This window comes from Mesorhizobium sp. WSM4817, assembly GCF_055811135.1.
In genome coordinates, this window is sequence record NZ_JBVVQQ010000013.1 from 155,499 (window position 1) to 176,556 (window position 21,058).

Annotated in this window: 21 protein-coding genes; 17 read left to right on the forward strand and 4 right to left on the reverse strand. The window is 63.5% G+C overall.

The features are described 5' to 3' along the window. Positions 1 to 31: 31 nt before the first annotated feature. A complete protein-coding gene (locus AC0L2K_RS19195) occupies positions 32 to 388 on the reverse strand; it encodes a DUF2946 family protein (RefSeq protein ID WP_473532057.1) in 357 nt (118 codons plus the stop codon). Positions 389 to 580: 192 nt separating this feature from the next. Next, a complete protein-coding gene (locus AC0L2K_RS19200) occupies positions 581 to 1,474 on the reverse strand; it encodes a GntR family transcriptional regulator (RefSeq protein WP_473532058.1) in 894 nt (297 codons plus the stop codon). 269 nt (positions 1,475 to 1,743) lie between these two features. On the opposite strand from AC0L2K_RS19200, the gene AC0L2K_RS19205 reads away from it, so the two are divergent. From AC0L2K_RS19205 to AC0L2K_RS19230, 6 genes are all read left to right on the forward strand, one after another. Then, on the forward strand, positions 1,744 to 3,249 hold the full coding sequence (locus AC0L2K_RS19205) for a UxaA family hydrolase (protein ID WP_128169644.1): 1,506 nt from the start codon (positions 1,744 to 1,746) through the stop codon (positions 3,247 to 3,249). Between the two features lie 62 nt (positions 3,250 to 3,311). Next, positions 3,312 to 4,310: an aldo/keto reductase gene (locus AC0L2K_RS19210; protein WP_473532059.1), complete on the forward strand. Its 999-nt coding sequence runs from the start codon at positions 3,312 to 3,314 to the stop codon at positions 4,308 to 4,310. Between the two features lie 338 nt (positions 4,311 to 4,648). Next, positions 4,649 to 5,644 (forward strand): ABC transporter substrate-binding protein, encoded by a 996-nt coding sequence (locus AC0L2K_RS19215; RefSeq protein ID WP_027153111.1) that lies wholly within the window; start codon positions 4,649 to 4,651, stop codon positions 5,642 to 5,644. Positions 5,645 to 5,760: 116 nt separating this feature from the next. Continuing rightward, positions 5,761 to 7,314 (forward strand): sugar ABC transporter ATP-binding protein, encoded by a 1,554-nt coding sequence (locus AC0L2K_RS19220; RefSeq protein WP_128169642.1) that lies wholly within the window; start codon positions 5,761 to 5,763, stop codon positions 7,312 to 7,314. Beyond that, complete coding sequence (locus tag AC0L2K_RS19225) at positions 7,311 to 8,276, forward strand: ABC transporter permease (RefSeq protein WP_091595434.1); 966 nt, start codon at positions 7,311 to 7,313, stop codon at positions 8,274 to 8,276. The genes AC0L2K_RS19220 and AC0L2K_RS19225 overlap by 4 nt, the downstream gene beginning before the upstream one ends. A gap of 65 nt (positions 8,277 to 8,341) precedes the next feature. Beyond that, positions 8,342 to 9,358 carry a zinc-binding alcohol dehydrogenase family protein gene (locus AC0L2K_RS19230; RefSeq protein WP_473532060.1) on the forward strand — a complete coding sequence of 339 codons (1,017 nt, stop codon included), beginning with the start codon at positions 8,342 to 8,344 and terminating at the stop codon, positions 9,356 to 9,358. An 8-nt stretch (positions 9,359 to 9,366) separates the two neighbouring features. Here AC0L2K_RS19230 and phnF read toward each other — a convergent pair whose 3' ends face one another. Continuing rightward, the gene (gene phnF, locus AC0L2K_RS19235) at positions 9,367 to 10,116 is read right to left on the reverse strand and encodes a phosphonate metabolism transcriptional regulator PhnF (protein ID WP_128173461.1); all 750 of its coding nucleotides are present in this window, start codon (positions 10,114 to 10,116) and stop codon (positions 9,367 to 9,369) included. A 123-nt stretch (positions 10,117 to 10,239) separates the two neighbouring features. Between phnF and phnG the strand changes: the two genes are divergently transcribed. From phnG to phnE (AC0L2K_RS19290), 11 genes are all read left to right on the forward strand, one after another. Beyond that, on the forward strand, positions 10,240 to 10,704 hold the full coding sequence (gene phnG, locus AC0L2K_RS19240; protein ID WP_473532061.1) for a phosphonate C-P lyase system protein PhnG: 465 nt from the start codon (positions 10,240 to 10,242) through the stop codon (positions 10,702 to 10,704). After that, the gene (gene phnH / locus AC0L2K_RS19245) at positions 10,704 to 11,315 is read left to right on the forward strand and encodes a phosphonate C-P lyase system protein PhnH (protein WP_473532062.1); all 612 of its coding nucleotides are present in this window, start codon (positions 10,704 to 10,706) and stop codon (positions 11,313 to 11,315) included. Before phnG ends, phnH begins: the two co-directional genes overlap by 1 nt. A gap of 1 nt (position 11,316) precedes the next feature. After that, the gene (locus tag AC0L2K_RS19250; protein ID WP_473532063.1) at positions 11,317 to 12,429 is read left to right on the forward strand and encodes a carbon-phosphorus lyase complex subunit; all 1,113 of its coding nucleotides are present in this window, start codon (positions 11,317 to 11,319) and stop codon (positions 12,427 to 12,429) included. Continuing rightward, complete coding sequence (locus tag AC0L2K_RS19255) at positions 12,426 to 13,337, forward strand: alpha-D-ribose 1-methylphosphonate 5-phosphate C-P-lyase PhnJ (protein ID WP_287344126.1); 912 nt, start codon at positions 12,426 to 12,428, stop codon at positions 13,335 to 13,337. Before AC0L2K_RS19250 ends, AC0L2K_RS19255 begins: the two co-directional genes overlap by 4 nt. Then, a complete protein-coding gene (phnK, locus tag AC0L2K_RS19260) occupies positions 13,334 to 14,110 on the forward strand; it encodes a phosphonate C-P lyase system protein PhnK (protein ID WP_091595419.1) in 777 nt (258 codons plus the stop codon). Before AC0L2K_RS19255 ends, phnK begins: the two co-directional genes overlap by 4 nt. Positions 14,111 to 14,112: 2 nt before the next feature. Beyond that, positions 14,113 to 14,820 carry a phosphonate C-P lyase system protein PhnL gene (gene phnL, locus AC0L2K_RS19265; RefSeq protein WP_287344129.1) on the forward strand — a complete coding sequence of 236 codons (708 nt, stop codon included), beginning with the start codon at positions 14,113 to 14,115 and terminating at the stop codon, positions 14,818 to 14,820. After that, positions 14,817 to 15,434: a DapH/DapD/GlmU-related protein gene (locus tag AC0L2K_RS19270; protein ID WP_473532064.1), complete on the forward strand. Its 618-nt coding sequence runs from the start codon at positions 14,817 to 14,819 to the stop codon at positions 15,432 to 15,434. Before phnL ends, AC0L2K_RS19270 begins: the two co-directional genes overlap by 4 nt. A gap of 216 nt (positions 15,435 to 15,650) precedes the next feature. Further along, positions 15,651 to 16,508, forward strand: a complete 858-nt coding sequence (phnC, locus tag AC0L2K_RS19275; RefSeq protein ID WP_473532065.1) for a phosphonate ABC transporter ATP-binding protein — start codon at positions 15,651 to 15,653, stop codon at positions 16,506 to 16,508. 162 nt (positions 16,509 to 16,670) lie between these two features. After that, positions 16,671 to 17,579: a phosphonate ABC transporter substrate-binding protein gene (gene phnD / locus AC0L2K_RS19280; protein WP_202365879.1), complete on the forward strand. Its 909-nt coding sequence runs from the start codon at positions 16,671 to 16,673 to the stop codon at positions 17,577 to 17,579. A gap of 76 nt (positions 17,580 to 17,655) precedes the next feature. Then, a complete protein-coding gene (gene phnE / locus AC0L2K_RS19285) occupies positions 17,656 to 18,630 on the forward strand; it encodes a phosphonate ABC transporter, permease protein PhnE (RefSeq protein ID WP_473532066.1) in 975 nt (324 codons plus the stop codon). A 4-nt stretch (positions 18,631 to 18,634) separates the two neighbouring features. After that, complete coding sequence (gene phnE, locus AC0L2K_RS19290) at positions 18,635 to 20,185, forward strand: phosphonate ABC transporter, permease protein PhnE (protein WP_473532067.1); 1,551 nt, start codon at positions 18,635 to 18,637, stop codon at positions 20,183 to 20,185. On the opposite strand, the gene AC0L2K_RS19295 is transcribed toward phnE (AC0L2K_RS19290), so the two are convergent. After that, positions 20,173 to 21,054 (reverse strand): sugar phosphate isomerase/epimerase family protein, encoded by an 882-nt coding sequence (locus AC0L2K_RS19295; RefSeq protein WP_128173450.1) that lies wholly within the window; start codon positions 21,052 to 21,054, stop codon positions 20,173 to 20,175. The genes phnE (AC0L2K_RS19290) and AC0L2K_RS19295 overlap by 13 nt on opposite strands. Positions 21,055 to 21,058: the final 4 nt, after the last annotated feature.

Sequence of the window (21,058 nt, forward strand, 5' to 3'; positions counted from 1 at the left end):
CGAAAAATTCCGCATGGCGAACCGGGACGGATCAGGCCGTCACCGGAGGCGCGCGCGGATTCGACGGAGAGCGGTCGCGGGCAAAGTCGAGATGCCTGAACGCCGGCAGCACAAACGCGACGGTTTCGACGGAAAAATTGCCGGACAGCGTGGCGGCAGCGGGCGGCGGCGCGTAGACAGCCGAAGCCATGCCGCAGCCAGGCATGCAGCAAGCCGGCATGTGCTGCTGGTGCGGATCGCCGCCGGGACGCTGGGCAGCGCCCTCCTGGGTGCAGATGACGTTGCCGAAAGCGTCGCGTTGCGAAGCATCCGGCCCGATGCCGAAGGCGAATGCGCCAAGCACCGACTGGAGCACCAGCAAATAGGCCGCGGCGAATGCCGCCGGCATGCTCCATCGTCTCCGCCGGATATTCAAATGCCTGCCTCTTCACGCAGCAACGGCAAGATATCTAGCACGCGGCCGGCGGTCGGAAAATCGCCAAATCACCACTGCGGCAACGCGGCGCTTTAATGCATGTCGCGCAAAAGTGTGCAGCGGTTTTGCGATAACGACATGCATAAAACAACAACCTAAAGCTCGCTACGCTTGCTGGCCTTCTGGAATCGACGTCAACAGCGTATTGCGCGCCGACTTCAGATGCTTGCGGCAGGCGGCGTCGACCTTGCCGAGATCGCGCGATTTGAGCGCCGCGATATAGGCCAGGTGTTCCGCGACCGCCACTTCGTTGCGCTCGCGCTCCTGCGCCTTGTTCCACTGATAGTGGTAGTGGAAGATCATGGCGATGACGTCGTAGAAATCGACGATGAAGCGATTGTGCGACGCGCGGTGGATCAGCCGGTGAAAGCGCTCGTCGAGCTCCGAGAATTCGTTGAAGCGCATGGCGATCTCGCGCGCCAGCAGGCGATGCTCATCCTCCAGCAGGTCGAGGTCGGCCCACACCGGGCTGTCTTCCGGCAGCGCGGCGAAGGCGGCGGCCGAGCGCAGTTCGAACATCTCGCGGATTTCGGTCAGTTCCAGCGCAAAAGCGCGGGTAAAACCTTTCAGCACCCAATGGCTGTTGCGGCGCTTCTCGATCAGCCCGAAGCGGGAAAAGCGGATCAGGAACTCGCGCACGCTGGTGGTGCCAACGCCGATCTCGCGCGCCAGCTCGAGTTCGTTGATCTGCATGCCGGGCTCAGCACCGCCCGCAAGCAGCCGCCGCATGAAGGAGCGCTCGATGATCTGCGACAGCGTGTCGGTTTCTTCCTCGGGAAAAAAGTCGTCCGGCCGCGGCACGCGCAAAACCGTCTTGCTGCGCTTGTTCCAGGCGATCAGCCCGGTCTCTTCCATGCGCGCAAGGATGGTGCGGATCGTCGTGCGGCTGACGCCAAGCAGGGTGCCCAGCTCGGGCTCCGACGGCAGGCTTTTCGTTTCGTCGAGCAGCCGCAAACCGCGATTGTAGGCGTCCTTATAGACGTTGTTGCTCTTCGACATCCCCTGCCCCGTTGCGCGCCGGCGCTTGCGGCGGCCGGCTTGAAGCGCGATATGCAGATGCTTCTGGCGCAGGCTCCCGGGAAGCGGAATCGCTTTTCGGAAGTCAGGCCTGGTTCCAGCGTCCGGTCCTCTGCGCATCCGCAAGAACGCGCGGCTTCGTCACGAAAAAACAATTGACGCAAAACTGTTTTTTCACGATAAAAGACATTAACTGTTAACAGGCGCGTGTCAATCGCTTGCCGATCCCAGGAACACCCAGGAAATTGCCCGTGAACACCGCAAACAGCATTCTTCTGTCCCCCGCCGACAATGTCGCGGTCGCCAACGGCCGCATCGAGATCGGCGCGGTGCTGCCGGGCGGCGCCGTTGCCACGGCGCTGATCGAACCCGGCCACAAGGTGGCGATCAAGCCGATTGCCGCCGGCGAGGCCGTGGTCAAATACGCCCAAGCGATCGGCCGCGCCACTGAAGCCATTGCGCCCGGCGAGCATGTCCATTCGCACAATCTGGTCTTCGAATCCGGGCGTTTGCCGGTGGTGCCGCCGAGCGAGGCCGTGCACGCCACAGAGGCCGATCGCGCCCGCACCTTCATGGGCTACCGCCGCGCCGACGGCCGTGCCGGCACGCGCAACTTCATCGGCGTTCTCGCCAGCGTCAATTGCTCGGCCACCGTTTGCCACGCCATCGCCGACGAGGCGAACCGGACGCTGCTGCCCAGATATCCGGGGATCGACGGCTTCGTTCCCATCGTTCACGGCCAGGGCTGCGGCATGAGCGCCACCGGCGACGGCATGATGGTGCTGCACCGCACGCTGGCCGGCTATGCTCGTCACCCGAATTTTGGCGGTGTGCTGATGGTCGGTCTCGGCTGCGAGGTCAACCAGCTCACCCTCTATGGCCAGAAGGGCGTCGCCGCGGGAAAGCGCCATTTCAACATCCAGGAAGCCGGCGGCTCGCGCAAATCTGTCGAGAAGGCGTTGGTCGTGCTGGCCGAGATATCAGAGGAGGTCGGCAAGCTTGAGCGTGAGCCGATCCCGGTCAGCGAGATCGTCGTCGGCCTGCAATGCGGCGGCTCCGACGGCATGTCCGGTATCACCGCCAATCCGGCGCTGGGCGCCGCCGTCGACATCCTGGCCGGCGTCGGCGGCATCGGCATCCTTTCCGAGACGACGGAAATCTACGGCGCCGAGCATCTGCTCGCCTATCGCGCGGCGACCCCGGAGATCGCCGCCAAGCTCGATGGCTATGTAAAGTGGTGGGAAGATCATGTCGCCAAGCATGGCGCCTCCATCGACAACAATCCGTCACCCGGCAACAAGCGCGGCGGCCTGACCACCATTTTGGAGAAGTCGCTTGGCGCCGTCGCCAAGGGCGGCCAAACGCCGCTCAACGGCGTCTTCGGCTATGCCGAGAAGGTCAGCGGCCACGGCTTGGTGTTCATGGACACGCCCGGCTACGACCCGGTTTCCGCCACCGGCCAGGTGGCTGGCGGCGCCAACGTCATCGTCTTCACCACCGGCCGCGGTTCCTGCTTCGGCTGCCGGCCGACACCGTCGATCAAGGTCGCCAGCAACTCGACCATGTACCACACGATGGAAGAGGACATGGACGTGAATTGCGGCGTCATCGCCTCGGGCGAAAAGACCATTGCCGGCATGGGCCGCGAGATTTTCGAGCTGATCGTCGAGACGGCCTCCGGCCGCAAGACCAAGAGCGAGGAGTTCGGCTACGGCGACAACGAGTTCGTGCCGTGGCACCTCGGAGCGACCCTCTAGAACAGCCACCAACTGACTTAAGACATGGACGGGGCCGGCAAATGGCCGGTGGGAGGCTTTGCATGAAGAAACGCCGTGTCGGCAGCACCGCGCTGGAAATAACCGAGGTCAGCTTCGGCGGCGCGGCGGTCGGCGGGCTCTACCGAGCCTGCCCACGCGAGACGGCGATGCAGACGCTGCAGGTCGCCTGGGATGCCGGCGTGCGCTATTTCGATACCGCGCCCTTCTACGGCTTCGGCCTTTCGGAACGCCGCTTCGGCGATTTCCTGCGCGACAAGCCGCGGGACTCCTACATGCTGTCGACCAAGGTCGGGCGCCTGTTGCGGCCGGTGCCGGAAGACCGGATTCCGGACCATTCCTATGTCGATCCGCTGCCCTTTGCGCCCGACTACGACTATTCCTACGACGGCATCATGCGCTCCGTCGAGTTCAGCTATGCGCGGCTTGGCCTCAATCGAATCGACATCCTGTTCGTTCACGACATCGGCGTCTATACGCATGGCGTCGAGAAAACGAAGCTGCATTTCCGCCAGTTTATGGATGGCGGGCTGAAGGCGCTGGAAGAGCTGAAGTCGCACAAGGTCATTTCCGCCTACGGCCTTGGCGTCAACGAGGTGCAGATCTGTCTCGATGTGCTGCGCCGGGCGCCGCTCGACTGCATCCTGCTCGCCAGCCGCTATTCGCTGCTCGACCGCACCGCCGAAGCCGAATTGCTGCCGCTTTGCCGGCAACGGCAGACCTCGCTGATCATCGGTGGCGTCTTCAACTCGGGCATCCTGGCGACCGGCCCGGTGCCGGGCGCGCATTTCGACTACCTGCCGGCCACCGGCGACATTCTCGACCGCGTCGGCGCCATGGAAAAAATCGCCGCCGAGGGCGGCTACCCGCTTGCCGCGGCGGCGTTCCAGTTCCCGCTGCACGAGCCTGTGGTGGCTTCTGTGCTGACGGGCACCGCCAAACCGGCCAATCTGGAACGAAATCTGCAACTGCTCGACATCCAGGTGCCCGAAACAGAATTCGCCAAATATGATCCCTACACGGTCGTACAGAAACTCGGCTGATGCGCTGCGGCCTTCGCCGGTTGAACGGCGGACGGTGCGATCAGGAGGCGCCCCACCTTACGCCTCAAAAAAGAACAAATATTCCATCTTGACGGGAAGATGGAATTAATATTCCATGCCGTTTCGGAGAGGATTTGTGGGGTTTGGCAATGAGAGGGATCGGCACTCCCTTCCGGTCGAGGCATACGCAGGACGACACGAAACACCGCTTGCGTCGACCGGACCGATGCATTATCAAAATCCGGTAAATGTTTTTTATTGATAAAGTTCCGTTTGGGCAGCGCCTATCCAAACCGAGCTTCCGCTACGTTCACCGGGCGACTTAGGGAGGAAGTCTAATGAAATTCGTGACCAGCATTCTCAACCGCCGCGCATTCGTGGCGCTCGCCGCCGCCTCGATGCTTGCCGGCGTGATGCATTCGGCGCCGGCTTCGGCGGCGGACGTAACCATTCCGATCATCGTCAAGGACACCACCTCTTTTTACTGGCAGATCGTCCTGGCCGGCGCCCGCAAGGCCGGCAAGGACCTCGGCGTCAACGTGCCGGAACTCGGCGCCCAGGCGGAGACCGACGTCAACGGCCAGATCTCGATCCTTGAAAACGCCGTCGCCGGCAATCCGGCTGCCGTGGTCATCGCACCAACCGAGGCCAAGGCGCTCGGCAAGCCGATCGACGAGGCAGCCACCAACGTCAAGATCATCGGCATCGATTCCGGCGCCGACTCCAAGGCCTTCACCTCGTTCCTGACCACCGACAATATCCAGGGCGGCCGCGTCGCCGCTGACGGGCTGGCGGCCGCGATCGGCGAAGCCAATGGCGGCAAAATCGAGGGCGACGTCGCCCTGATCACCGCGCTTCCGGGTGCCGGCTCGCTCGAGCAGCGCGCCCAGGGCTTCAAGGAACAGCTTGCCGCCAAATATCCCGGCCTCAAGCTCATTGCCGACAAATACGCCGACGGCCAGGCCACCACCGGCCTCAACATCGCAACCGACCTGATCACCGCCAACCCGAACCTCAAGGGCATCTTCGCCTCCAACCTGATCATGGCGCAGGGCGTCGGTCAGGCGATCGCCGAGAACAGCCTTGCCGGCAAGGTCGGGCTGATCGGTTTCGACAGCGACGAGAAGCTGGTCAAGTTCCTCAATGACGGCGTCATTTCCGGCCTCGTCGTCCAGGATCCGTACCGGATGGGCTATGACGGCATCAAGACGGCGCTCGCTGCCTCGAAGGGCGAGAAGGTCGAGGCCAATGTCGACACCGGCGCCAACCTCGTCACCAAGGCTAACATGAAAGATCCGAAGATCGACGCGCTGCTCAATCCGAAGCTCGACTGAGCACCGGCATTGGCACACCGTTTCCGGGGCTTTTTGCCCCGGAAACGACCTACACGCGTGCCACTCGTGAGGCCGATCTGGGAGGCCAATCTGGGAGGCCAATTGGGAGGAACGTCATGACGTCGACGGCGCAGGAACTGCATCCCGCCCCAACGCTGGAACCGGGCAGGACGATCCTCGAACTCAAGGGACTGGAGAAGCGATATCCCGGCACGCACGCGCTGAAGCCGGTTGACCTCGCCTTCAAGGCCAGCGAAATCCACGCCATTGTCGGCGAGAACGGTGCCGGCAAATCCACCCTGATCAAGCTTTTGACCGGCGTCATGCCGCGCACCTCCGGCGACGTCATCTGGGAGGGCAAGCCGGCAGCGCTGGCGACGCCGCATGAGGCGATGGCGCTCGGCATCAATGCCGTGCACCAGGAGGTCGTTCTGTGCCGCCATCTCACTGTCGCGGCCAACATGTTCCTCGGCGAGGAGGATTCCCGCTTCGGCATACTGCAGCAGCGGGCCATGGTCAGGGAAGCGCAGAAGATCATCGACGATCTCGGCTTCGATCTGCCGGCGCATGTCGTGCTGGGTGACCTGACCATAGGCCAGCAGCAGCTGATCGCCGCCGCCCGCGCCACCGTGCGCGGCACCAAGTTCCTGATCTTCGACGAACCGACTGCCTATCTCACCCGCAAGGAAGCCGACCAGCTGTTCACGCTGATCCGCCGGCTGAAGGGCGAAGGCGTCACCATCATCTACATCAGCCACCGCATGGAAGAGGTATTCGAGCTCGCCGACCGCGTCTCGGTGCTGCGCGACGGCACGCTTGTCGGCACCAGGAACATCGCCGAGACCAACGACGCCGAGCTGGTCAAGATGATGATCAACCGCTCGATCGAGCAAGTCTATCACAAGGAGCATTTTACCCCGGGCGCGACGCTGCTCGAAGCCAGAAATCTCTCCGGCAAGGGCTTCGAAAATGTCTCGATGACGGTCCGTGCCGGCGAAATCGTCGGGCTCTACGGGCTGATCGGCGCCGGGCGCAGCGAGTTCGTCACCACGCTCTACGGCCGTCACCGCAAGTCGGCCGGCCAGATCCTCTGGGAGGGCAAGGAGGTTCAGGTCAACTCCGAGCATGACGCTATCAGGCTCGGCATGGCGCTGGCGCCGGAAAGCCGCCGCGACCAGGGCCTCTGCCTCAACCTGCCGGTCGGCCTCAATCTCAATCTGCCGATCTACAAGCGCATCTCCAGCAATCTGCTGATCTCCAGCGCACAGGAGAAGACCGAGGCGGATCGCCAGATCGCCAATCTCAGGATCAAGACGCCGACGCGTCACGCCCTCGCCTCCAGCCTGTCCGGCGGCAACCAGCAGAAGATCGTCATCGGCAAATGGCTGGCGCACGGCGCCAAGCTGTTCATCTTCGACGAGCCGACAGTCGGCGTCGATGTCGGCACCAAGGCCGAGATCTACCGCCTGTTCAGTGCGCTTTTGTCCAAGGGCGCCGGCATCATCCTGATCTCGTCCTATCTGCCCGAGGTCTATGAACTGGCCGACACGCTGCATGTGTTCCGGCGCGGCAAACTGGTGGCCACTCATGGTTTCCACACTGCCGACCATGAGGAGATCCTCACCCAGGCGCTGGCCGAGAAACAAGAAAAACCGGGAGGACAGATATGAGCACCGAGGCGATCGCGGCCGAAAGGCCGAAACGCAACTACAACGCGCTGTTCGGGCTGACGCTGCTGGCGCTGCTGGTGCTGTTGTGGGTCATCCTGTCGGTGGCGACGCCGAGCTTCGCCTCCGCCAACAACATCTCGAACCTGCTGCGGCAAGGTTCGATGATCGCCATCCTGGCGGTCGGCCAGACCTTCGTCATCATCACCGGCGGTATCGACCTTTCCGTCGGCGCCGTGGTTGGCTTCGCCACCGTCATCGTTGCGATGCTGATCAATGCCGGCGTGCCGATTTACCTCGCCATCCTGATCACCTTGCTGGTTGGCGTCGCCATCGGCCTGTTCCACGGCTTCGGCATCGTCAAGATGGGCCTGCCGCCCTTCATCATCACGCTGGCGACGCTGACCTCGCTGCGCGGCATCGGCCTTTTGATGACCAATGGCAACTCGATCTCGATCAACAACGACGCCTTCCAGTTGTTTTCGCGCAGCTCGTTCCTCGGCGTCCCCAATCTGTTCTGGATGGTGATCCTGGTCGGCATCCCTGCCTACATCTTCCTGCATCACAGCCGCTGGGGCCGGTATCTGTTCTCGGTCGGCTCCAACGCCGAGGCCTCGCGTCTGTCCGGCGTCAACGTCCAGCGCACCATCTACATGGCCTATACGCTGTCTGGCCTCTGCGCGGCTTTTGTCGGCGTGCTGCTTGCCTCGCGCATCGGCATCGGCAATCCGACACAGGCCGAGGGCTGGGAGTTGCAGGCGATCGCCTCGTCGGTGATCGGCGGCACCTCATTGTTCGGCGCCGTCGGCTCGGTGCACGGACCGCTGCTTGGCGCCTTCATCCTCGCCACCATCAACAACGGCGCCAATCTCTTGAACGTCAATGCCTTCTGGCAGCGCATCATTACCGGCGTGCTGATCATCGTCATCGTCTATTTCGACGGCCTGCGCCGCCGCGGCAAGTAGACCATCTTAACAACCGCCGGCCCGGCGATCGGGCCGGCGGTGCCATGAACCGACTGGATCAAAGCATGAAAGCCGTCATCTGCCGTTCGCCCGGCGATCTTGTTGTGGAAGACCGCCTGGCGCCGGGCACACCACCGCCGGGCTGGGCGCTGGTCGCGGTCAGTCATGTCGGCATCTGCGGCACCGACTATCACATCTTCGAGGGCAAGCATCCGTTCCTCGCCTATCCCCGCATCATGGGTCACGAGGTCTCCGGCACCGTGATCGAGGCCGGCGGAGGCGTCGACCTGCCGGTGGGCGAGCCGGTGATCATCAACCCGTATCTCGCTTGCGGCAAATGCAGCGCCTGCCGCCTAGGCAAGCCGAATTGCTGCGTCAGGATCGAGGTGCTCGGCGTCCACCGCGACGGCGCCATGTGCGAACGGATCCTGGTGCCGGCGCAAAATCTTTATCCGGCCAACGGCCTGTCGCTGGCCGATGCCGCCGCCGTCGAATTCCTGGCGATCGGGGCGCATGCCGTGCGGCGCTCGCTGGCTGATCCCGGCGCGCGCACGCTGGTCATCGGTGCCGGGCCGATCGGCCTCGGCACGGCGCTGTTTGCCCGCATCGCCGGTCTCGACGTGACGCTGCTCGACATGAGCGCGGAAAGGCTTGGCTTCGCCGCAAGCGAACTCGGCTTCGCCACCCTCGACGCATCACGGCAGTCTGCGACCGATCTAGTTCGCGAGGCGACCAACGGCGAAGGTTTTGACGCGGTCTTCGATGCCACCGGCAACACCCAGTCCGTCCAGTCAGCCTTCGCCCATGTCGCGCATGGCGGGACGCTGGTCCTGGTCAGCGTCGTCAAGGACGACATCGTCTTTTCCGATCCTGAATTCCACAAGCGCGAGATGACGCTGATCGGCAGCCGCAACGCTCTGCGCGTCGACTTCGACCATGTCGCCGCCTCGATCCGCGATGGTGCTGTGCCGCTGGCAAAGCTCGTCACCCATCGCACGACGCTTGGCGACACGCCGCGCGACCTCGCCCGCTGGGCGCATGAGAAATCCGGCCTGATCAAGGCCGTCATCCAGGTCGGATGAACCGGACTTTAAAGCGCCGATATCTTGAGCTCGACCCGCTCAGCCGGAAACCGGGTTTCGGCAAACTGGATCGGCTGGCCGTCCGGCGTGACGTTGACGGCGACCGTGACCAGCACGATAGCGCCGGGCTGCAGATTAAGATCGGCAAGGTCGGCGGCGTCCGCGTGGCGGGCCGACAACACCGTCGATTGTCTGAGATAGTCACCGATGCCGAAACCCCGGAATGAGGCGGTCACCGATCCGGTTTCGGCCATGGCGGCATCGATGCCGGCGAAGCGAGCCGCGTCGAACCAGCCGGTCGCACGCGAGACCGGTTGCCCATCGGCTTCGCCGCGTGTCTCGAGGCGTATGACAGTCGAACCCCTGGCAAGCCCCAGCCCTTCGGCGACGCGCCGGCTGGCCGGCTCGACCGCCGATTCGAGCAGCACGCTGCGGCGCTCCGACGCCTGCCCTTGCAAGCCCTCCGAAAAACGGGTGCGGGCGCCGATCGGATAGGACAGGCGCTTGCGCGACAGCACGAAGGTGCCGCGCCCCTGTTCGGCCCTGAGCACGCCATCCTGCACCAGTGCGGCGATGGCGCTGCGCACCGTATGGCGGTTGACGCCATAGCGCTCGGCCAGTGCAACTTCCGGTGGCAATGCAGCATTCTCGGCAAAGTCGCCGACGGCGATCGAATGCAGGATCTGGTCGGCGATCTGCCGCCACAGCGAGACGCCGCTGCGCCGCTCCAAGCTGCTGGCCATCTGCTGACCGATCATTTCTTTGCCCCGATCTTTTTCGCGCTGTCATCCGTCCGTCATGGACACGCTTTAGAAAATAGATATAATTTGTATAATTGTCTATATCAATAGACGAATTTTCGATGCAAGGGAATGTCAACCATGCGAGGACAGGAAGCGCGCGATCAGCAGCTTGAGCGCAAGGCCGTCATGGCGACGTTGGCGCAATCGACCGGCGACGATATCGTCCGCCTCTGGAACGAAGCCGGCCTGCCTTCGGAAGCAGAACTCCTGCGCGGCCCTGAAACCGGCCTGGTCACCGTGCGTGGCCGCATCGGCGGCGGCGGCGCACCATTCAACCTCGGCGAGGCGACGGTCACCCGCGCGACTGTGCGGCTTGCCTCGGGAGAAGTCGGCCACTGCTATGCGCTCGGCCGTGACAAGCAGAAAGCAAAACTGGCGGCGATCGCCGACGCGCTCTGGCAGGATCCCACCCGCCGCAACGAGGTCGAGAGCAAACTCATTGCGCCGCTGCAGGCCGCACTGGCCAGCCGACGTGAGCGGCGGCGCGCCGAGACGGCGGCAACGAAGGTCGATTTCTTCACCATGGTACGCGGAGAAGACTGATGGACATCGCAACGCAAGCGATCGAGGGCGGCTTTGCCAATCCGGTGTTCGACGCCCAGACAGTGTTCCGCGCCGTGATGGACGGAATGGCGCGGCCGGGCACCCTGCAGCCTCTGCCGGTCTTTGCCCGCCCACCGGCGCCGCTGTCGGCCACCGCGGGCGCCATCGCGCTGGCGCTGTGCGACAACGACACGCCACTCTGGCTCGACCTCGTTCTGCAGGCCCCAGCAGCGGTGAAATCCTGGCTCGGCTTCCACACCGGCGCGCCACTGGCCCACACGCCAGCCGATGCGCATTTCGCGCTGATCGCCACGCCGGCCGAGATGATGGCGCTCGACGGCTTTTCACAAGGCACCCAGGACTATCCCGACCGCTCGACGACGCTGATCCTGCAGGTCAGCGATCTCGTCTCAGGCGCCCCGCTGCTGCTCGAAGGTCCCGGCATCGAAACAACCGCGACAATCGCGCCGGCGCAGATGCCGCGCCACTTCGTCGAACAATGGAAGCAGAACAATCAGCGTTTTCCCCGTGGTGTCGACATTATCCTCGCCACCCCGGAAGGCGTTGCCTGCCTGCCGCGCACGACGCGCATCAAGACGATGGAGGCGTGATATGTATGTCGCGGTAAAAGGCGGTGAAGCGGCCATTGCCAACGCCCACGCCCTGCTCGCCGACCGCCGCCGCGGCGACCGTTCCGTGCCGGCGCTTCGCCTCGACCAGATCGTCGAGCAGCTGGCGCTCGGCGTCGACCGGGTGATGAGCGAAGGTTCGCTCCACGACCGCGAATTGGCGGCGCTGGCCATCGTTCAGGCGCGCGGCGACATGATCGAGGCGATCTTCCTGGTTCGCGCCTATCGCACGACGCTGCCGCGCTTCGGCTACACCAGGGCGATCGACACCGGCGCGATGCTGGTCGAGCGGCGCGTGTCGGCGACCTACAAGGATCTGCCTGGCGGCCAGCTTCTCGGCCCGACCTTCGACTACACGCACAGGTTGCTCGATCCCGAGCTTGCCGCCGGCGGCGGCGTCGCCGAGCCGCTGCAGCGTGCCAGCGACGCGGACGCCATGCCGCGTGTCTCCGCCATCCTCGCCCGCGAAGGCCAGATCGAGCCCGATGGCGACATGCCGCAGGACCATATCCCGGGCGACATCACCCGCGAGCCGCTGGAATTTCCGATGGCGCGCGACATCCGCCTGCAGGCGCTGTCACGCGGCGACGAGGGTTTTTTGCTGGCGCTCGGCTATTCCACCCAGCGCGGCTATGCCCGCAACCATCCGTTCGTCGGTGAGGTTCGCATCGGCGAGGTCGACCTGGAACTCGACGTGCCGGAGCTGCCATTCGGCGTACCGCTCGGTTCTGTGCGTGTCACCGAGTGCCAGATGGTCAACCAGTTCAAGGGCTCGGCCAAGGCGCCGCCGCAATTCACCCGCGGCTACGGCCTCGTCTTCGGCCAGAGCGAGCGCAAGGCGATGGCCATGGCGCTCTGCGACCGCGCGCTTCGCGCAACCGAATTCGGCGAAGATGTCGTCGCCGCTGCCCAGGACGAGGAATTCGTCATCTCGCATTCCGACAATGTCCAGGCGACCGGCTTCGTCGAGCATCTGAAGCTGCCGCACTATGTCGACTTCCAGGCCGAGCTCGACCTGGTGCGCCGCATGCGCGCCGAGCACGACGCCCGCGAGAATGCCGGCAAGGTCGAAGAAAAAAGGGAGGCCGCGGAATGACCGCACAACCGACCGATATCGCAACCTACAACTTCGCCTATCTCGACGAGCAGACCAAGCGGATGATCCGCCGCGCGATCCTCAAGGGCATCGCCATTCCTGGCTACCAGGTGCCGTTTGCCTCGCGCGAAATGCCGATGCCCTATGGCTGGGGCACCGGCGGCGTCCAGGTCACCGCCTCGATCATCGGCCCGCACGATGTGCTGAAGGTCATCGACCAGGGCGCCGACGACACCACCAATGCCGTCTCGATCCGCGCCTTCTTCAAGAAGGTCGCCAATGTCGCCGTCACCACCGAGACGGCAAAGGCGACCATCATCCAGACCCGCCACCGCATCCCCGAACATCCGCTGACCGCGGGCCAGGTGCTGGTTTACCAGGTGCCGATCCCCGAGCCGCTGCGCTTCCTCGAGCCGCGCGAGACGGAAACGCGCAAAATGCATGCGCTGGAGGAATACGGCCTCATGCATGTAAAACTCTACGAAGACATCGCCAGGCACGGCCGCATCGCCACCACCTACGCCTATCCGGTCAAGGTCGAGGGTCGCTATGTGATGGACCCGTCGCCGACGCCGAAGTTCGATAACCCGAAAATGCACCGTTCGCCGGCTCTGCAACTGTTTGGTGCCGGCCGCGAAAAGCGCATCTATGCGCTGCCGCCTTTCACCGACGTAGTCAGCCTCGACTTCGAGGACCATCCGTTCGAGGTGCAGACCTTCGACCAGCCCTGCGCACTGTGCGCGGCCGAAAACGTCTATCTCGACGAGGTCATCCTCGACGACCATGGCGGCCACATGTTCGTCTGCTCCGATACCGACCATTGCGAGAAGCGGCGCGAGCAAGGCCATCGCGGCCACCTTGCGCCCGAGACCCCTCCTGCCCTGGAAAAAAGGGAGCCGGCGCAATGACCGACGAACCGCTGCTGCGCGTTTCCGCGCTGTCCAAGTTCTACGGCTCGCGCATTGGTTGCGAGAACGTCAGCTTCGACCTGTGGCCGGGCGAGGTGCTGGCGGTGGTCGGCGAATCCGGTTCCGGCAAGACGACGCTGCTCAACTGCCTGTCGACCAGATTGCTGCCGAGCTCCGGCACCGCCAGCTACCGCATGCGCGACGGCCAGTTCCGCGAGCTTTACCGCATGAGCGAGGCCGAGCGACGCTTCCTGATGCGCACCGACTGGGGTTTTGTCCATCAGAACCCCGCCGACGGGCTGCGCATGACGGTGTCGGCCGGCGCCAATGTCGGCGAGCGGCTGATGGCGGTCGGCGACCGCCACTATGGCAAAATCCGCGCTACCGCCGTCGACTGGCTGTCGCGCGTCGAGATCGACGAGGACCGTATCGACGACGAACCGCGCGCCTTTTCCGGCGGCATGCGCCAGCGCCTGCAGATCGCCCGCAACCTCGTCACCGGGCCGCGGCTGGTGTTCATGGACGAGCCGACCGGCGGCCTCGACGTCTCGGTGCAGGCGCGCCTGCTCGACCTGTTGCGCGGCCTGGTCACCGATCTCGGCCTGGCGGCGATCGTCGTCACCCACGACCTTGCGGTGGCGCGTCTGCTGTCGCAACGCATGATGGTGATGAAGGACGGCCGCGTCGTCGAAAGCGGCCTCACCGACCGCGTGCTTGACGATCCCCGTGCGCCCTACACCCAGCTTCTCGTTTCTTCCATTCTGCAGGTGTGATCATGGCAACCCCGCTCGTCGTCTCCGATGTCGCCAAGAGCTTCACCATGCATCTGCGCGACGGCATCAAACTGCCTGTCGTCGCCGGCGTGTCGTTCTCGATCAGGAGCGGCGAATGCGCCGTGCTCGGCGGCCCCTCCGGCGCCGGCAAGAGCTCGATCCTGAAGATGCTCTACGGCAACTATGCCGTCGATGCAGGCCAGATCATCGTCCAGCACGAGGACGGGCTCATCGATCTGGCGACGGCCAGCCCACGCACCGTGCTTGCCGTGCGCCGCCTCACGATCGGCTATGTCAGCCAGTTCCTGCGCACAGTGCCGCGCGTCTCGGCGCTGGATGTCGTCGCCGAACCGCTGGTCGAGCGCGGCGAGGACCGTGAGGTCGCGCGCAGCAAGGCGTGCGCCTTGCTGGCGCAGCTCAACCTGCCGGAAAAGCTCTGGATGCTGCCGCCGGCGACCTTTTCCGGCGGCGAGCAGCAGCGCGTCAACATCGCGCGCGGCTTCATCACCGAGCACCCGATCCTGCTGCTCGACGAGCCGACCGCTTCGCTCGACGCCAGCAACCGCGACGTGGTGATTGCACTGATCGCGGCCAAGAAGGCGGCCGGCGTCGCCCTGCTTGGCATCTTCCACGACCACGACGTGCGCGAGGCAGTGGCCGACCGCGTCATCGACGTGACCGCTTTTGCCGCCGGGAAAATGGCCGCATGACCCGAAAACTGTCGGAAACGCCGCTTGTCCACGAGACAGCGGAAGTCGACAACTCGACGCTCGGCCGCTGGACCGAAATCGCCGAACGCTGCCGGCTTTCGGAAAGTACGCTCGGTGACTATTCCTACATGATGCAGGACTGCAGCGCCTGGTGCGCGACGATCGGCAAATTCGCCAACATCGCCGCCAGTGTGCGCATCAACGCCACCAACCATCCGACCTGGCGGCCGACGCTGCACCATTTCACCTATCGCGCCTCTGACTATTGGGACGACGCCGAGCACGAGAGCGAATTCTTTGCGCAGCGCCGCGCCAAACGGGCCACCATCGGCCACGACACCTGGCTTGGCCACGGCTCGACCATCCTGCCCGGCGTCAGCGTCGGCGATGGTGCGACGGTCGGCGCCGGCGCCGTGGTGTCAAAGGACGTCGCGCCCTACACCATCGTCGGCGGCGTGCCGGCCAAACCGATCCGCGAACGCTTCGACCGCCGCACGGCGGAACGCTATCAGGCACTTGCCTGGTGGGATTGGGACCACGCCCGCCTGCGCGCCGCGCTCGACGATTTTCGCGCGCTTTCGGCGGAAGCATTTCTGGAAAAATACGGCGGCTAGTGAATGGTGAATGGTGAATAGTGAATGGCGGCAGGGAAGCCGTTCTTGTCACCATTCACCATTCACCATTCACTTGATCGAACAGCGGCCGCCGGCTCGCCCCTTTCAGGCTGTGGACGGTAACAAAACTGACATCAATCCGACACCGCGGTTTCACGCGGCTGCGCTAGCCAAGGTTAACAGACCTTCGAAACGCGACTGGACTGGAACTTGCCTATGTCAGCAACCTCAGCCACGCTCGAAATCCGCGGCGTCACCCGTCGGTTTGGCAGGAACACCGCCGTCAGCAATGTCGACATCTCGATCCCGCACGGCCAAATGGTCGGCATCATCGGCCGATCGGGCGCCGGCAAGTCGACGCTTTTGCGCATGATCAACCGCCTCATCGATCCGAGCCAAGGGTCGATTTTCTTTGACGGCGCCGAAGTCTCCAGCCTGCGCGGCTCGCTGCTCAGGCGCTGGCAGCGCGACTGCGCCATGATCTTTCAGCAATTCAACCTGGTGCCGCGCCTCGACGTGCTGACCAATGTGCTGCTCGGCCGGCTCAATCACCGCTCGACAATTGTCAATCTGCTCGGTGTCTTCTCCCGCGAGGAACGGGCCGAGGCGATCGCGGCGCTCGAACGCCTCGACATCGCCCGCACGGCGCTGCAGCCGGCCGGCACCTTGTCCGGCGGCCAGCAGCAGCGCGTGGCGATTGCCCGCGCCATGATGCAGCAGCCGAAAGTCATCCTCGCCGACGAGCCGATCGCCTCGCTCGACCCGCTCAACGCCAAGGTGGTGATGGATTCGCTGCAGGACATCAATCTGCGCGAGGGCCTCACCGTCGTCACCAATCTGCACACGCTGGATACCGCGCGCACCTATTGCAACCGCATCATCGGCATGGCCGCCGGCAAGGTGGCGTTCGACGGCCCGCCCGAAGAGCTCAATCGGGAGGCCGTGCGCATGGTCTATGGCGCTGACAGCAATGGCGGCGAAATCTCCGAGGCGATCACTTCGACCAGCGTCACCATCAAGCAAAAAATCGTCGCATCCGCCGGACTCCTCGAGCCCGCATTTCCCGGCTACTAGGTCCACGATCCGGCAAGGGATACCGGTATACGAGTATACGAAAAGCAGACGACGAAAGAGCGCCCTGGACCGTCAGTCCGCATCAAGGCCGGGCATAAAAAAAGCGCCGTCAAAATTCGAACGCTGCCGGCGCGATGCCGGAACCAACAGGAGAGACGCGAAATGTTTAGAAAAATACTTTTCGGTGCCGTTTCCATCCTCGCCATGGCGATGGGCGCAGTCCAGGCACAGGACCTGAAGGAATTCCGCGTCGGCATTCTGGGCGGCGAGAACGAAGCCGACCGCCTGCGCAACTACCAGTGCTTCGCTGACCACATCAAGCAAGTCCTCGGCGTCGAAAAAGTTTCGCTGTTCCCGGCCGCCGACTACGACGGCGTCATCCAGGGCCTGCTCGGCGGCACGCTCGACTTTGCCGAGCTCGGCGCTTCCGCCTACGCCAAGGTCTATCTCGAAAACAAGGACGCGGTTCAACCGATCCTGACGACGATCCAGACCGACGGCTCGACCGGCTACCGTGCGGTCATGGTCGCCCGAGCTGATTCCGGCATCAAGACGCTCGCCGACATGAAGGGCAAGAAACTCGGTTTCGCCGATCCCGATTCGACTTCTGGTTACCTGATCCCGGTCACGTCACTGCCCAAGGACATCGGCATGGATGTGAAGAGCTACTTCGCGTCGACTGGTTTCGGCGGCGGCCATGAACAGCTTGTCCTTGAAGTCCTGAAGGGCACGTTCGATGCCGGCACCACCTGGGCCTCCGGCGTCGGCGACTTCAACGACGGCTACAGCTCGGGCAATCTGCGCAAGATGGTCGACAAGGGCGTCCTCAAGATGGATGACCTCGTCGAACTGTGGCAGTCGCCCCTGATCCCGAACGGCCCGCTGGTATTGCGTACGTCGATCGACGCCGGCACCAGGCAGAAGATCACCGATTTCCTGACCAAGCTTCCGGAAACCGATCCGGCCTGTTTCTCGGCAATTCAAGGCGGCGATTACAAGGGCTATTCGCCGGTTACCCCGGAATTCTACCAGCCGATCATCGACGCCCGTAAGGCGAAGATCGGCTCGTAGAAACAAACTGCCACAACGCCGCCGGGGCCATGTGCCGCCGGCGGCGTTGCCGCATCAGGGGCCGGGAAAAACATCGATGAGTGCGACCGAAATTTACCGCGCGCCCGCGCTTTCACCGGAGGGAGCCACCGTCGAGCGGCACTGGCGCGATCTTGCCGCCCGCCGGCGCCTTTACACGATCGGCGGCCTGGTTTTCCTGTTTCTTGCACTCTCCGGCTCGCTCTGGTTCGCCAACGAAACCAACGCCGGAAAGTTCTTCGACCGCCTTCCCTACGTCGCCGACTTTTTCGCCGAGTTGAAGCCGCGCGACTGGTTCGACCCGGCGCGTGCGCTGTTCGACCTGCCGTCCCCCTATGACGACGGCAGCCTCAAGTTCGACTACCCGGAAGGCCGGGTCTACCTGACCCAGGGCATCTACATTCCGGAGTATTTCCACCGGATGATCGAGACGCTGAACATCGCCCTGTTTTCGACGCTGGTGGGCGCCACATTCGGTTTCCTGCTCTGCTTCTTCGCTGCAGGCAATATCACGGCCAGCCGCTGGCTCCGTTTCGCTACCCGCCGCTTCCTTGAAATTGTCCGCGCCTTTCCGGAAATTGTCATTGCCGGCTTTTTTCTGGCGATTTTCTCGCTAGGGCCGATTCCTGCGATCATTGCGGTCAGCATCCATACCGTCGGCGCGCTCGGAAAAATGTTCTTCGAAGTCGTCGAAAATGCCGACATGAAACCTGAGGAAGGCTTGCGCGCCGTGGGCGCCAATTGGGTCGAGCGGGTGTGGTTCGGCATCGTGCCCCAGGTCCTGCCCAACTTCATCAGCTATTTCCTGCTCCGCTTCGAGATCAATGTGCGCGCTTCGACCATTCTCGGCGCCGTCGGCGCCGGCGGCATCGGCGAATCCCTGCGTCTTTCGATCGGCCGAGGCCATGAGGCCAAGACCATTGCCATCGTCTTCCTGCTGTTCTGCACGATTGTCGCCGTCGACCAGCTTTCGGCATGGCTGAGACATCGTCTTGTCGGCCGGCAGGCGTTTGCATACGGGCGCGGAGAGTAGTGCAATGAACGCCGCTGCCATCAACGACATCGCCGCTCGCCACCCGGACGCGTTCCGGCGCTCGCTGTGGAAGCGCTACGCTACCCCGATCGGCATCCTTCTTTGCATTCTCTACACCTTCTACTGCGCGTGGTTCTTCTCGGTCGCCGCCGTTCTCGAAAAGGCGAACTGGAATCTTGCCGACGCTTATCTCGCCGACTGGGTGTCTTACGAAATCCGGCCCGACATCGAATTCAAGCACAATCATCTGACGATCGACTACTCCCGCTTCTCCAAGCTGGGATCCAATCCAGATCCCGACTGGGTCGCCAAGCAGATGGCCGTCATCGAGCGGCAGGTCGAGGCAGCGCCGGCACCGGCGATCGCGACCAACAAGTCGTCGCAGGATTCGTTCATGGCGCCTGGTGCGCCAACTGCCGAGAACCCGGCCGCCCCGTCGGGCCAATCCGCTGCTGCGGTGCCTGAAACGGTGCGCGAAAACGCTGTCGTGGCGGCGACTGTCACCCTTGCCGATGGCCAGATAGCCGTCACGCCAAACCTGGTCACCGTGACGCGCGGCGCCGAAACCGTCGTCTTCGAGATCGCCAAGGGCAGTTCTGTGACACCGCGCACACCGCTGCCTGACTGGATCGAGCAACGCAGGCCAGGCTCGACAGCCTATGTCTCGTTCGGATTTCTCGGCCGTGCTGAGGTGCAGAACGACGAGGTAGTCGCCTGGCGACGTTTCTTCGGCTGGGCCAATTTCGTGTTCGACACGAACTCGCCATTCTGGGGAAAGCCGTTCAGCGAGGTCGCTTCACTGATCGTCGCCGGGGCTCGCATCGACCCGTCGCGGTCAAACGCGGCGCTCGCCTGGGACAACATTTTGAACAACGCCGAGTGGCAGCACGGCGACGTCTGGCTGAAACTCTTGCAGACCATCGTCATGGCTTTTGTCGGCACCGTGCTGGCCTCGATCGTTGCCTTTCCGCTCGCCTTCCTGGCTGCGCGCAACGTCACGCCGAGCCGCATAGCCAACCAGGTGACAAAGCGCTTTTTCGATTTCCTGCGCTCGGTCGACATGCTGATCTGGGCACTGTTTTTTACGCGCGGCTTTGGTCCTGGGCCGCTGGCCGGCATGTCGGCTATCTTCTTCACCGACACCGGAACCTTGGGCAAACTTTATTCCGAGGCGCTGGAGAACATCGACGACAAGCAGCGCGAGGGCATCCGCTCGGTCGGCGCCACCCCGGCAATGGTGCAGCGCTACGGCGTGCTGCCCCAAGTTCTGCCGGTATTCCTCAGCCAATCCCTTTATTTCTGGGAATCCAACACCCGGTCAGCGACGATCATAGGCGCTGTCGGCGCCGGCGGCATCGGCCTGAAATTGTGGGAGGCCATGCGCACCAACACCAACTGGGCCAATGTTTTCTACATGGTTCTGCTGATCCTGCTTGTCGTTTTTATCTTCGACAGCATCTCCAGCTACCTCCGCCGCAAGCTGATGGGGACCGTCGCAAACAGCAATGATGAGCGGCGCGTTTCCGCCCGCCCGCCGGCAGCTCAGATCGCCTGAGAGGAAGGCTGCGTCCAGGCACCAGCCTTTTTCCAGCCGCTCTTGATGTGCTTGTAGCCGTCGCGGTAGACGGCTTCCGTGCTTTCCGAAAAATCGCGCCAGACCTTGGTAGCCGCCGCCAAATCTTTCAGCGAGCGGCCGAAGGCCTCGATCGTCAGCCAGTCGTCATAGCCGCTCTTGCGGATGGCCGAAAACGTCTCTTGCCACGGAATGTGGCCGCGCCCCGGCACGCCGCGATCATTCTCCGAAATATGGATATGGACGACATTTTTGCGGTTGCGCGTATAGGCGCCGATCGCGTCGGTCTCTTCGATATTGGCGTGGAAAGTGTCGTACATCGCCTTGATGTGCGGCCGGTCGATTGCGTCGACATGCTCCGACAGATCGTCCATCGTGTTGAGCAGATAGCATTCGAAGCGGTTGAGCGCCTCCAGCCCGATGGTGACGTTTTTGTTGCCGGCATGATCGCCGATGGCGCGTTGCGAGGCGACGGAGCGCTTTTTCTCCGCCGCCGTCGGTCCGCTGCCGGAGAAGGCGCCGAGCGTCGAATGCAGCGGGCCGCTCAGCGTCTTGGCGCCAAGCGCTTGTGTGCAGTCGATCGCCCATTTCATATAGTCGATGCCGGCTTTGCGCGTTGAGGCATTGGCCGAGATCAAATTCATCGCCGGATCGCCCATCGCCGATACGGCGGTGCGCTCCAGCCCGATGCGGTCGAGCAGCGCACCGAGCTTCTTATAGTCGTCCGGCGTGCCGGCAAAAATCGGTATCTCGACGCCGTCGAAGCCGGTCGCCTTGATATCCCTGAGCAGCGGCTCGTGTTTCTTCGACACGGCCGTCGTCCACAAAAACATGCACATGCCGATTTTCATCGAC

Bases quoted from the DNA above. Each gene is read 5' to 3' on its own strand.
- phnG (WP_473532061.1), top strand. From the start codon at position 10,240: ATGCGAGGACAGGAAGCGCGCGATCAGCAGCTTGAGCGCAAGGCCGTC.
- phnH (WP_473532062.1), top strand. From the start codon at position 10,704: ATGGACATCGCAACGCAAGCGATCGAGGGCGGCTTTGCCAATCCGGTG.
- phnE (WP_473532067.1), top strand. From the start codon at position 18,635: ATGAACGCCGCTGCCATCAACGACATCGCCGCTCGCCACCCGGACGCG.
- AC0L2K_RS19250 (WP_473532063.1), top strand. From the start codon at position 11,317: ATGTATGTCGCGGTAAAAGGCGGTGAAGCGGCCATTGCCAACGCCCAC.
- AC0L2K_RS19295 (WP_128173450.1), bottom strand. From the start codon at position 21,054: ATGAAAATCGGCATGTGCATGTTTTTGTGGACGACGGCCGTGTCGAAG.
- AC0L2K_RS19225 (WP_091595434.1), top strand. From the start codon at position 7,311: ATGAGCACCGAGGCGATCGCGGCCGAAAGGCCGAAACGCAACTACAAC.
- AC0L2K_RS19220 (WP_128169642.1), top strand. From the start codon at position 5,761: ATGACGTCGACGGCGCAGGAACTGCATCCCGCCCCAACGCTGGAACCG.
- phnE (WP_473532066.1), top strand. From the start codon at position 17,656: ATGAGTGCGACCGAAATTTACCGCGCGCCCGCGCTTTCACCGGAGGGA.
- phnK (WP_091595419.1), top strand. From the start codon at position 13,334: ATGACCGACGAACCGCTGCTGCGCGTTTCCGCGCTGTCCAAGTTCTAC.
- AC0L2K_RS19200 (WP_473532058.1), bottom strand. From the start codon at position 1,474: ATGTCGAAGAGCAACAACGTCTATAAGGACGCCTACAATCGCGGTTTG.
- AC0L2K_RS19255 (WP_287344126.1), top strand. From the start codon at position 12,426: ATGACCGCACAACCGACCGATATCGCAACCTACAACTTCGCCTATCTC.
- AC0L2K_RS19210 (WP_473532059.1), top strand. From the start codon at position 3,312: ATGAAGAAACGCCGTGTCGGCAGCACCGCGCTGGAAATAACCGAGGTC.
- phnL (WP_287344129.1), top strand. From the start codon at position 14,113: ATGGCAACCCCGCTCGTCGTCTCCGATGTCGCCAAGAGCTTCACCATG.
- AC0L2K_RS19230 (WP_473532060.1), top strand. From the start codon at position 8,342: ATGAAAGCCGTCATCTGCCGTTCGCCCGGCGATCTTGTTGTGGAAGAC.
- phnC (WP_473532065.1), top strand. From the start codon at position 15,651: ATGTCAGCAACCTCAGCCACGCTCGAAATCCGCGGCGTCACCCGTCGG.
- AC0L2K_RS19195 (WP_473532057.1), bottom strand. From the start codon at position 388: ATGCCGGCGGCATTCGCCGCGGCCTATTTGCTGGTGCTCCAGTCGGTG.
- AC0L2K_RS19270 (WP_473532064.1), top strand. From the start codon at position 14,817: ATGACCCGAAAACTGTCGGAAACGCCGCTTGTCCACGAGACAGCGGAA.
- AC0L2K_RS19215 (WP_027153111.1), top strand. From the start codon at position 4,649: ATGAAATTCGTGACCAGCATTCTCAACCGCCGCGCATTCGTGGCGCTC.
- phnD (WP_202365879.1), top strand. From the start codon at position 16,671: ATGTTTAGAAAAATACTTTTCGGTGCCGTTTCCATCCTCGCCATGGCG.
- phnF (WP_128173461.1), bottom strand. From the start codon at position 10,116: ATGATCGGTCAGCAGATGGCCAGCAGCTTGGAGCGGCGCAGCGGCGTC.